2 protein-coding genes are annotated in these 7,966 nt (G+C 68.1%); one reads left to right on the top strand and one right to left on the bottom strand.

Annotated features, from left to right (window positions below; all coding sequences use genetic code 11):
- Positions 1–492, bottom strand: a 492-nt coding sequence (locus KJS59_RS25110) for a hypothetical protein (protein WP_213455435.1), incomplete at its 3' end; no start/stop codon positions are given.
- A gap of 2,620 nt (positions 493–3,112) precedes the next feature.
- Here KJS59_RS25110 and KJS59_RS25105 point away from each other — a divergent pair.
- The coding region (locus KJS59_RS25105; RefSeq protein ID WP_213455434.1) for a hypothetical protein at positions 3,113–7,966 on the top strand (4,854 nt) is incomplete at its 3' end.

The following is a 7,966-nucleotide window of genomic DNA, read 5'->3' as shown; positions in this document are numbered from 1 at the left end:
CGGCTTTAGGGCTACTATCGTGCCGGACCCGGCGAAGTTGCATGCTATGGCGGCGAAGTGGCGTGCGCTTGGTGAAAGTTTGACCGGTGTCGCGCATGAGGTTGGGTTTTCGTTAAATTCCGTGGCGTGGCGGGGTGATGGGCGGGCGGCGGCGGAGCGTGCGGCCGAGCATGTAGCGTCGTCTGCTAACGAGGTTGCCGATGCGGTGCTGGAGTATGCCGCGAATATCGAGGAGTTGGCGAAGACTACAGAGAAGGTGCTCGCCGCCCAGAAAAAGGCCCGCCTGTTTCTGATTTTCAGTTTGGTGGCGATGGTTCTCGCGGCCGCGGTTTCCTTTGCGTTTGCTGCGCCGATAGCTGCTGCCTTGGCGGCGGTTGCGCGGGGTCTGGCGACGATCGTGCAGGCGGTTTCGGGGGTGGCGATTCCTTCCGGGTCGGTGGGGTTGGCGTTTACTGCTGGTGCGTTGGTGTTCGTGCCGATAGAGGTGGCCACCTACTACGCGGTGGACGCGGTTGCCGGTGCGGTTGCCGGTGCGGAGTATCACCCGGACCATGCTCAAGCGGCGATTGCTGGTGTCCTTGGGGGTTTGCTTGGTGGGGGGATGACGGCGATGGGTGCCTTGGGTGCTCGGGGTGTGGCCAGCGGTGCCGGTGGTGCTGGCGTGCGGCCGCCGGGAAAGCTGCCCGGTGGTTCGGAGGGTTCGACCCCTGGTGGTGCGCCGGCGCCGGGTTTGGGGACCGGCCGGGGGCCAGGAGGCGGGTCGGGGGGGTCGTCGCCGAATCTGGGGAAGCAGGGCAACGGGCCGTTCAGGGCGACCCTTCCCAACGGCAGGCAGGTCGAGATCACCATCCCGACGGGGAGGGATGTGGCGGCAAGCGCCGCCGGCCCGAAGGGTCCGGTTCCGGAATCGTCCGCCGGCGGCCGGACTGGTGCGGGTGCACCGCCGCAGGCTGCGCAGGTGAAGCCGGCGGCGCCGGCGCCGGTGAAGTCGACTTCCGGTGCCGCGGGACGGCCGTCGGAGCCGGGTGGGCCGGCTGCTTCGCAGCCGATGCGTCCGGGTCCGGCTGGCCCGGAGTCGGGTGGTGCTTCTCCGCTGAGGCCGGGTGTGGAGTCGCCGGGTGGTGGGCGGCTGGTTTCGCCGGTGGATCGGGGTGCGCCTGTTTCGGAGCAGTCGGGTCGTTCGGGTGGGGTTTCTGGTGTTCGTGGGGAGTCGGGTGAGGTTGGTTCGGTGCGGCCGGGTGTGGAGTCGCTGGGTGGTGGGCGGCCGGTTTCGCCGGTGGATCGGGGTGCGCCCGTTCCCCAACAGCCGGGCCGTCCGGGCTCGGGTGGTGTAGAGCTGCCGGTGGTGCAGACGCCAGCGCGGTCGGGTGGGGCGGTGCCGGCGGGTGCGCGGGTGGAGCCGCATTCGGTGGAGCCGGTGCGGGGGCGTTCTGAGGTGCCGGGTGGGGTGCAGGAACGGCCGGCGCCGCCGGCTGGGTCGGAGGCGGGTTCGGTGCGGTCGGTGTCGCCTGAGTCACCGGTGCGGTCGGGTGGCGCGGCGTCTCGTGGTTTGTTGGATCCATCGACGGGTCCGGTGGGCCGGGTTCCCGGGCGGGCGGGTGGTGATGTTGTGTCGCCGGCCCGTCCGGGCGCGGAGCCGGGTTCGGGCGGGGAGGTGTCGGTGGGTTCGCGGGTGGGTGGGCGGGGGGAGGTGTCGGGGTCGGTGGTGCGGGTGGAGCCGGATGTGTCGGTGTCGGAGGGGCGCGCGGGTGTCGCTTCGTCTGGGGCGCGGCCGGTGGAGGCTTCGTCTGGGGCGCGGCCGGTGGAGGCTTCGTCTGGGGCGCGGCCGGTGGAGGCTTCGTCTGGGGCGCGGCCGGCGGGTTTGGCGAGGGGTGGGGTTGGTGATGGTGGTCGGGTGCGGGTGCCTGACGTGGTGAAGGCGCGGGTGATTAGGGAGGATCTGCCGATTGAGCTTGTTGATATTCAGGTTAATCGTTTTGGGGTTTCTGAGACGCGGGTGTCGGTTCTTTCGGGGCGGGTTTCGGGGGTTTCGAGGCAGGAGCCGGATCTTGTGGGGCGGGGTCGGGATGTGCAGCTTAGTAGGGAGGATATTTATTTGTGGACGGCGGGTGAGACGAGGCCGGGTGTTTATGCTCGTCTTCCGTTTGATCCTGGTTATGTGGGTGTGAAGGGGGCCGTTCGGGTGGTTCGGCCGCCGTTTGAGGTTGTTGAGGTTCGTGTTGGTCCTAAGGGTGGTTGGCAGATGCGTGCGGCCAAGGGTAATGCGGGGCAGTGGGATTCGTTGTTGAGTGATGTGGCGGTGATGCGGTGGCCTGGGGGTAGGCCGGTGGAGGGTAGGTATGTGCGGGTGGGTTCGGATGCGGGTTTTGGTAAGAAGTTGGGTCGGTGGGTGAAGGAGCCGGTGGAGTTGGTGCGGGTTGGTCGTGGGAAGTTCGGTGAGCCGGAGAAGCGGGTGTCGGTGCCTACGGGGAGGGCTCGGGATTTGTTGGAGGCGGATCCGACGGTGGGTCGGTATAGGCCGGGGGTGGAGCCTGGTCGGTATTTGCGGTTTGAGTCGGATCCGGATTTTGGGGTGGGTCGGGGTAAGTGGGTGCGTGAGACGTCGCCGGAGGCGGTTGAGCTGAATGTGTTTAAGGCGCGGGCGGTGCGTAATCACGAGCCGGTGGAGCGGGTGTGGGTCGAGTCTGATGGTTCTGGTGGCACGAGGGTTCAGGCGGTTCGGTTGTGGGGGGCGGCGCGTGATCGTGTGTTCAAGTTTCCGTATTCGCGGCGGTGGACGCCGGGTGTGTTGGAGGAAGGGGAGTTGTATCTGCGGTTCCAGGGTGATGCTGAGTTCGGGTCGGGTAGGGCGGTGCGGGGGGTGCCGGAGGAGGTGGCGTCGTTGGACGCGGCGAAGGCGGCGGCCATGCGGGAGGGTAAGAGTGTTGAGGTTGTGGATGTCACGCGGGATCGGTTGGGTGGTGTGCGGTGGCGGGTGCGTAGGTATTCGGGGATCGCCCGTGATGAGGTGTTTACGGAGCCGTCCAGGGTGCGGTGGCAGTCGGGGGAGAGTCGGCCGGGTTCGTATCTGCGGTTCGAGTCGGACCCGGAATTCGGTAAGGGTGCGGGTAAGATGGTGGCGGAGCCAGCGGAATTGGTTGTGGTCGAGCGGGATCAGTCTGGTGTCATCCGTGAGACGGTGACCACGGTGACGGTTCAGCGGCGTGAGGCATTGTTGAGTGATTCTACGGTCAAGCGGTGGACGTCGGATGCGGGGCCGGGGCGGTATCTGCGGTATGAGTCGGATCCGGGTTACGGGGCGGGTGGCCGTAAACTCGGCAAGGAGGCGCCGGAGGTGACTGGGCCTTCGACGGGTCGGCTCAGTGACGGCGTGAAAAAGGTCCCGGACGGGCGACCGGTTTTCCGGACGCCCGAGCCGGGCTTGAGGGCGCCTCGCCACCTGCTTCGGCGTACTGCTGTAGAAGCGAGCATGCGGTGGCGTAGACCTGTTGAGCCCTTGCCGGAATGGCCGCGGCAGAAGCGCCCCGAGGTGGCGGTTGAGACACCGGTGCTGGAGCGCCCCGGTACGTCCAGCCCCGCTAAGGACGGGGGGATGTCTGAGCGGTTCCGGGCGGTGATGGACGAGTTCGACCGTACGTCCAGCCCCACAGCCCCGAGCCCGGCGACTTCCCGGCCACCGACGCCGGCGGGTCGTGCCTCGGTAGAGACGCCGCGGGTGGAGACGCCGCGGGGGCTGGTGGGTCGTGCGTCTGCGGAGGTGGAGGCGGCGCGGGTGGAGACGCCGCGGGGGCTGGTGGGTCGTGCGTCGGCGGAGGTGGAGGCGGCGCGGGTGGAGGCGCCGCGGGGGCTGGTGGGTCGTGCGTCTGCGGAGGTGGAGGCGGCGCGGGTGGAGGCGGCGCGGGGGCTGGTGGGTCGTGCGTCTGCGGAGGTGGAGGCGCACGTTCCGGGGCGTAGATCTGTTGAGTCTGTGCCGGAAGGGGTGCGGGAGCGTCCTGAGGTGGTGGTGGAGTCGCCGGTGCGGGAGCGTCCTGAGATGCCGGTGCGGTTGGATCCGGGGATTGTGTCGCGTGTGGTGGCTGGTGAGCCGTTTGAGTTGGTCAATGTTCGTCGTAATAAGCGTATGGAGTTGATTGTTGAGAATAGGCGGCGGGGTATTTTGCTTGATTCCATTCCGGCTGGGGCGGGGTTGTGGACGCGGGCGAATGATCTGGCTCCTGGCACGTATGTGCGGTTCCCTAAGGGTGATGTGGTGCCTGAGCGGGTGGGTGAGTTCGAGGGTTCTTCTGGCCCCGCAGCCTTGAGCCCGGCGGCTTCGCGGGTGGGTGGGGTGCGGTCGGATGAGTGGGTGGTTGTTGAGGTCACCGCGGATCGGTTGGGTGGTTGGCGGAGGCGGGCGTTTAGCGTGTCGCAGGAGGTCCGTGATCGGATGGTCGCTAATCCGCAGGTGTCGGTGTGGAGGCCGGGGGTGACCGAGCCGGGGGCGTATCTGGTGTCCAGGTCGGAGCCGGGGTTCGGGGGGGTTTCTGATGGTGTGGTGCGTGAGCCGGCGGAGTTGGTGAGTATCAGTCGTGACGTGCGTGGTGTGACTGAGACGCGGGTGTCCGTGGTCGTTGGTGAGGATCATGATGTGTTGCTGGCGGATCTGGCGGTGAAGCGGTGGACGCCGGAGGTGGGTCCGGGGCGGTATTTGCGGTATGCGGTGGATGCTGGGTTTGGGGTTCGGCGTGGGGTGGTGCGTCAGACACCGGTGGAGGTTGCCGGGTTTGAGGCGTTGAAGGTGCGGGCGTTGCGTGGTCAGGAGCCGGTGGAGGAGGTGACGGTGTATCCCGACCCGCGTGGTGGTGGGCTTCGGGTGAACGTGCATAGGTTGTGGGGGCGGGCGCGGGAGCGGGTGTTCGCTGATCCAGACGCGACGCGGTTCAGGTGGGGTGCTGTTCGGCCGGGTACGTATCTGCGGTTCGTGGGGGATCGTGGGTTTGGTAGGGGGCTGCGGATCGTTGACCGGCGTCCACCGGCGGCGGTGGTGTCCGTTGCAGTGACGGCGGCTGCCGCGGCGACCGGTGAACCAGCCGCGAGTCGGGTGGCGGCTGAGCGGGTGGCTGAGCGGGCGGCCAAGCGGGCGGCCAAGCGGGCGGCTGATTCCGCGGCGGTACGGCCTGCGGCGCGTGCGGCCTGGGCCGTGATCAGGGCGATGAGTGAGGCCGAGCGTCGGGTGCTTGGCGAGGTGGATGTTGTGCGGTTGCCGCGGCGGGTCCGGGTGGCTACCGGTCATGAGGTCGCGGTCTTCGTCGGTGGTACCAGGCTGATCGATCTTGGTAGTGTTCCGATGATTGGTCCGGGTGTCCTGCAGGACCTGGCTGACAAGGTCGGGCCGGTGGTGGTGCTTGCTGACCGGCTGCCTGCTGGTGTGGTTCCGTCGCGGTCCGTGTCGATGGATGTGAGTATGCGGCGGGTTCCTCGGCAGGTGGCCGAGGTGCTGCTGGTGTTGCCGGCAGCCGCCGCGGGGGTCACGGTCCCGATGGTGTCGGGTTTGCGGGAGACGGGCACCCCGGAGGTGTTCTCGCATCCGGAAACCGGCTGGCTGATCGATGCCCGCAAGGACGGCGTTGTCGCTCCGGTCCCGCCTGGGGGCAGGTCGCCGCTCAGGCCGGCGGGTGGGGTGCCCCCCGGGGTTACGGTTGTCTACGACGGCTACCCCGGCGTCGTGACCCCCGATCCGCTCCGTGACGTGCTGGTGGACCTGTCCAGTCGGCGGCCCCGGACGGTTCTGGTACCGCATGGCCGCACACCCCAGATGCGGGAGTGGGACTTGTGGCGGGCGGTGGATCAAGTGTTGCCGGACGGGTTGCGGGTGGAATGGCTGACTGGTCAGCCAGGTCTGGTTATTCGTGGTGACGGCGCGGCTGGTCCGGTGTCGGCCACGTCTGGTCGGCGGTTCGGGTCACGTATGACGCTGTTGTTGGGTTCGGAGGTCTCGGGTGTGGCGGCGGCGCAGTTGTTGGGTGCGTTGCCGGCTTCGTTGCTGAGCTCCCTGGTGGTTGATGTTGGTGCTCGTGGGCGTACTACGCCTGAGGTGATCCAGGGTTGGGCTGATGGTGTCGGGGCCGCTGGCTTGGTCGTGCCAGCGTCGGCGTTCGCCGGGATGGCGCACTCGTCGTCGTTCGTGCCGATGGCGGACACGCCCGTTGGGCGGAAGGTGACCGTTGCTCAGTTGGCTGACTATTTCTATGTTGTGGGTTCCGGCCGTCGGGTGGCGCCGCGTCAGCCGCACGGGTTGGCGCAGGTGTCGCCGGGTGTGTGGGGACTGGCTGGTGGGATCGTCGTGGATGCCACCGACCCTCGGGTGGTGCGGGTGCGTGGGGCTGGCCCCGCGGCCACCGGCGCACCGGCTGTGGCGGGTTGGCCAGGGACACGTTATCTGGATGTGGACCTCGCGGCGGTGCGGTCCTCACCGGCGGCGCAAGCCGCTCTGTTCCGGTTCTTGGGCCAAGTCACCCCGCGGCTGCGACTCACGGTTGATGGTCAGCCGGTCCACGACGTGATGGCGTGGCGGGAACGGTTCGCTACCACGGCTTTGGAAGAACTGCTGCCATCTGGTCATCAAGCTGTGCGGATCCGGGGTCGGGGGTTTGTGATCGCCCGGCGTGGTGCTCTGGTGGATTTGGCCGCCGCGCAGCGGTTCCCGGTTATCGAGGGCATGACGGTGTTCTTCCTCGACCCGTCGCTGTCCCAGCAGGCCGCGCGTATGTTCATCCCCGCCGCGCGGGACATGCTCGCCCGTCCCGTGGTGGCCCATCTGAAACCACCCTCGCCGCGTACCGCCGTGCGGGCGGCTGGCTTGGGGGCGCGGTTGGGTCTGCCCCGCGACATCCCGGTCATCGTCGATGGTGCTTCCCTGACCGCTGTTCCCGCCCCAGAGGTGCTGGAAGGGGCGGGACTGGTGCCGATGCGGGCCGACGGGCGCGTAGTCGACCCGAGGGTGGCTGACTTCTACCTGGTCACCCCGTCCGCCCGCATCGTCGATGATCCGCCCACCGGCACCCACCCGGCCGCGGGTCGCGTCGCGATCGCGCGGCAACGCGCCGCGGCCGCCGCCGCGCACGTGCGGTGGTGGCAAGGACCGCCCGGCACGAACATGCGTGACGTCGACCCGGACAGTTGCCTTCCCCGGGTCATGGCGTTCATCCGCGATACCTACCCCCGCCACCGCGCGCTGGATGACCGGGCCATCGGCCGGCACGGCCGGGTCCTGTCCAACCACGACGTAACCGGACTGCTCAACACCCTCGACGCGGTCATCGAAACCGTGGGCCTGCCCGGGCAGACCGACCCGGCAGGCCAGCCGCTGCCCCGCCCGGCCGAGGTCCTCGCCGCTCTGCACGCCAACCCCGCGGCCTCGGTCATCGTGGAAATCTCACCACCGGGCCAGGCCAAACACATCTTCGCGCTGTTCGCCGACCCCCAACCCCAAGGCCCAGCACGGATCCGCATCGTCGACACCCAAATCCACGGCGCCTACGAACAGCCAGAACCAGCAAATCCCCGAAAACACCCGACTCTGGGCTTCCTATGGGACAACGCCCGCGTCATCGGCCTGACCGCCGACGGGCAACCCACCAGCATCCACAACCTCCTCAACACCGCCACCGGTACCGATCCCGCTAAACACCTGCGATACGTCCACGCATGGCTCAACGCCGGCCGCCGCCCCAACCAACAAGAGCAGAAATTGTGGTGGGCAATCGACGACGCAACAGCCACCGCAGGCCTGCACACCGGACTACTACCCACCGGCCCCGGCCTGACCGTGCGCGACCCACAAGCCCGAACAGCCGCCCCACCATCCTCAACCCACCCGTTCGGCACACGGACAACCGTCGTATTCGGACCCGAAATCTCCCCCACACACATCAACACCACGCTCAACGCGCTACGACCCAACCTGAAACGCCGACTCGTCATCGAC

Source organism: Rhizomonospora bruguierae (assembly GCF_018397995.1).
In the GTDB taxonomy this organism is placed as follows: Bacteria; Actinomycetota; Actinomycetes; order Mycobacteriales; family Micromonosporaceae; genus Rhizomonospora; species Rhizomonospora bruguierae.
Note: the sequence above shows the minus strand (reverse complement) of the source record. Positions and strands in the feature narration are given on the sequence as shown.